The organism is Rhizobium croatiense, from assembly GCF_019793465.1.
In the GTDB taxonomy this organism is placed as follows: Bacteria; Pseudomonadota; Alphaproteobacteria; order Rhizobiales; family Rhizobiaceae; genus Rhizobium; species Rhizobium croatiense.
Genome location: NZ_JAILYJ010000050.1, coordinates 1 through 1,049 on the forward strand (window position 1 = coordinate 1; position 1,049 = coordinate 1,049).

General features: G+C 54.5%; 1 pseudogene. It reads right to left on the bottom strand.

The features are described 5' to 3' along the window. Positions 1-871, bottom strand: a pseudogene (locus K6M89_RS30480) (Ulp1 family isopeptidase); the annotation flags it as partial. Between the last annotated feature and the right edge of the window lie 178 nt (positions 872-1,049).

Genomic DNA, 1,049 nt, shown 5'->3' on the forward strand with positions numbered 1-1,049 from the left:
TTGATCTGAACTCGGCACGTGAATCCGAACGGCCGTCCAGACCGGCCGGTTCCCGGCCACTTGCCTGCTCAGGGGACAACCCCGACGCTGCGTTCGCCTCAACGACTTGCTGGTACTGCCGAAGCCGATTGAAAGACATATTGAGTTTTTTTCCCATGTCTTCGGTGAAGTCTTGGTAATCTTTTTTCAACGACTGTCGCTGCTGATCAGTACCGGTGAGTCGGCTGACTATGCTCTCCCTGCCCTCCCTTTGGAGCCAATCGCTAAACTTTCGTTGATTGCTGGCCATATTCCAGACAACATTCCTCTTGGAAGTCGAGTTCGATCCGAGCTTGCTCAGCGCTTCCTTGGCTAGGTCATCAATGATGCGGGCGTCGTCGGGATAAGGATGATGCTGTTTCAACTGCGACTCGGCGCCTAGATACTGCCGCAGCCGATCGAAACTCACGACCACTTTTTTTCCTTCCTCCTTGGTAAAGGCCCTAAAATCCTCCTTCAACGACTGTTGCTGCTCATCACTGCCGGTGAGCCGGCTGACTATGCTCTCCCTGCCCTCCCTTTTGAGCCAAGCGCTAAACTTTCGTTGGTGACTGGTATTATTCCGGGAAGTCGAGACCGGTCCGAACTTACTCAGCTCTTCCTTGGCCAAGCTATCAATGACGCGGGCGTCGTCGGGATAAGGATCATGTATCTGGCGTCCCATCAGGCGCGGCCCAGGTCCAACGGCTTGGAGTTCTTGCCCCTCAGGTCCGAGCCTCCTGAAATGAGACAGTGCTGACTTAAGACGGTTCCGACCATCCCCACCGCTTGCCAAATAATCCGCGATATCAACGGCTAGTGAATCTGGATCGTTTAAAAGCCGAGAAGCCATCGAATCTCTGTTCTCTGCTCGGAGCCAACGAGCGAACCCCCTAAGAACCCATAAATTGTTCTCGACGGTAGCCTCGGGAACCCTTCCGTCCCCTCGGCCGACGCTACCGTCGGGTAGAATTTCGTAGTTTCGGACTGCTTCCGCGAACTGGTTGATACGGGTCTCGTCATCAGGATGC